Origin of the sequence: Sphingomonas populi, from assembly GCF_004208535.1 — a bacterium.
GTDB classification, from domain to species: domain Bacteria; phylum Pseudomonadota; class Alphaproteobacteria; order Sphingomonadales; family Sphingomonadaceae; genus Sphingomonas; species Sphingomonas populi.
The window spans coordinates 1-2,040 of sequence record NZ_SGIS01000124.1 but is presented as its reverse complement, the minus strand read 5'-3'; the positions used below and the strand labels follow the sequence as shown (position 1 = coordinate 2,040).

4 protein-coding genes are annotated in these 2,040 nt (G+C 58.9%); 2 read left to right on the top strand and 2 right to left on the bottom strand.

The window, feature by feature from the left end; all coding sequences use genetic code 11:
- On the top strand, positions 1 to 347 hold a 347-nt coding region (locus EWE75_RS25395; protein ID WP_206364886.1), incomplete at its 5' end, for a type II toxin-antitoxin system VapC family toxin.
- A 205-nt stretch (positions 348 to 552) separates the two neighbouring features.
- Here EWE75_RS25395 and EWE75_RS24375 read toward each other — a convergent pair.
- A complete protein-coding gene (locus tag EWE75_RS24375; protein WP_206364885.1) occupies positions 553 to 783 on the bottom strand; it encodes a VOC family protein in 231 nt (76 codons plus the stop codon).
- A 190-nt stretch (positions 784 to 973) separates the two neighbouring features.
- Between EWE75_RS24375 and EWE75_RS24370 the strand changes: the two genes are divergently transcribed.
- Positions 974 to 1,276, top strand: coding sequence for a helix-turn-helix domain-containing protein (locus EWE75_RS24370; protein WP_130160605.1), 303 nt, complete (start codon positions 974 to 976; stop codon positions 1,274 to 1,276).
- 27 nt (positions 1,277 to 1,303) lie between these two features.
- On the opposite strand, the gene EWE75_RS24365 is transcribed toward EWE75_RS24370, so the two are convergent.
- Entirely contained in the window at positions 1,304 to 1,684 is a 381-nt protein-coding gene (locus EWE75_RS24365; protein ID WP_130160604.1) for a VOC family protein, read from the bottom strand.
- Positions 1,685 to 2,040 lie beyond the last annotated feature (356 nt).

The window sequence follows — 2,040 nt, the reverse complement described above, 5'->3', positions numbered from 1 at the left end:
TGCTAAACGATGAGCCGGGGGCCGACCGGGTTGCAGAGATACTGCCCCGATCGCTTATAGGCGCAACGAACTATGCCGAGGTTGTATCGAAACTGCGTGAGCGTGGCCTATCACTGGATGAGGTGAGAGAGGCCTTGGGTGGCTTACATCTCGACGTTCGGCCTTTATCGCAATCACAGGCAATGCTGATTGGAGACCTGCGCCCTGCGACGCGGCCTCTCGGCCTTTCGCTGGGAGATAGAGCGTGTTTGGCCCTGGCGATCGAACTGGACGCAGAGATCTATACGACAGATGCCGCGCTGACTCAGGCGGAGGTCGCCGTCACGGCGACTAATATTCGAGGCTAACTAACGTAGGCCGCCCGAGCATGGCCGATGAGTATGTCGATCCCTTCTCATAACTCCGTCTAAAATGCGGATCGTGAGAAAAGCATTTTGAGAACGGTTTTCGAGAATCTGAGAGGTGGCCGCACCGGGACGGCGCTGCTTTCGGGATAGCGCTGCCCGTTTTTGCTCACCAGACGTTCCCATTCGGGAACGGGGCGGACTTCTGTTACCTGCTAGACAGGAAGAAGGTATTACCGTCGGGATCATTGAAATAGACGTGCGAGAAAGGCTTGGTCAACGGCGGCCCGAGGAAGGTCACACCTCTCGCCGACAGTCCATCATACTCATATTGCACATTGTCGCAGCCGAACGATCCGTTGAAGAAGGTGCCGATCCTCTCTTCATGCCCCTCAGGCGTAAAAAGAAGGATGCCGGTCTGCGCACCGGGGATGGTCATTTCGATCCAGCGCCTTTCTCGATCGAGCGGTCGGTCGCAATCACGAAACCCATAATCTCCGTCCAGAAGGCCACCCCACCGTCTTGGTCGCGGGTTGGAATGCCGACGTAGTTCAGCTTTCGGATCACGGCTGACCTTTCTGGCCGCGGATCAGTTGCGGCGCGCCCGCGAGATGCTCATTGCTATAGCAATGAGCGACAAGCAGTACGCGTTGGACGCTTACGTCCTCGACACCCTCATGCGCGATCTGGTCGGTCACGATCGCCGGACATCGGCTTTCCTGATCTACCTATCGCTGTTTGCCTCGGCGGAGGTGGGCTTCGCGCGCATCAGCCACGTCCAGCTCGCCGAACGCACCCGACTTTCCAAGCGCAGCGCACAGGACGCCGTACTTCACCTGATCGACCGGGGTCTGTTGCGGGCTGCCGAGAGCGGCGCGACCGAGGTGACGCGTTACGAGCTTCTTTCACCTTGGCGCCGGACGGCCTGTTGATCGGCCGACCGGCACATCGGCTGCATCCTATTTTGGTTGCCAGAGCTCGATCTTGGTGCCGTCCGGGTCCTGTATCCAGGCGAACCGGCCGAATGGGTCGGCATCGTCCCGCTTGAGTATGGGAACGCCTTTCGCCGTCAGCCGCGCGATCATCGCGTCCATGTCGTCCACGGCGAAGTTGACCATGAACTCCCGCGTGGAGGGCATCATGTGATCAGTGCTATCTAGGAAGGCGATCCAGGAGACCTTCGGCGGATGCCCTGGCGCGTCGAAGGGCAGCGCTGCCCCGCCCCAGGCTGCGACATCCAACCCCAGCACTTCTTTATACCAGCGCGCTAACGCCTTGGGGTCCTTGCTCTTTACAAAGATGCCACCAATGCCGGTGACGTGGCCGAGCCGCTCAGCCATGCCAGGAGCTTGCCACGCGAGCAACGCGATGATGCCTAAACTCCATGCCACCCATCCCGATCTCACTCCTCACCCCGTCGCAGCTCTCATGAACGCACGCTAGCCGAGGCACCGTAGTTCCGCCTATTGGTGCAACCAATGCTATAGCAGTGAAATATAGATCTGCGACCTGGCTGTTTCCAAAAGCTGGTGAGCGGGGCCTTTGATAGGCCTTTTCCGTTCTCGCTTCACCATCCTAATGGGAAAACCCGAGCCGTCTCGATCGCCATTCCCAGTTGGGAATATAGCTGGAGCCGTTCATGCTTGATCGTGTCGAGAAAGCGTGGCCTGATGACCGGGACCAGAGAACAGGAGAC

What these genes read in the sequence shown, in the direction of transcription:
- EWE75_RS24375 (WP_206364885.1), bottom strand. Translation starts at nt 783, where the DNA reads ATGACCATCCCCGGTGCGCAGACCGGCATCCTTCTTTTTACGCCTGAG.
- EWE75_RS24370 (WP_130160605.1), top strand. Translation starts at nt 974, where the DNA reads ATGAGCGACAAGCAGTACGCGTTGGACGCTTACGTCCTCGACACCCTC.
- EWE75_RS24365 (WP_130160604.1), bottom strand. Translation starts at nt 1,684, where the DNA reads ATGGCTGAGCGGCTCGGCCACGTCACCGGCATTGGTGGCATCTTTGTA.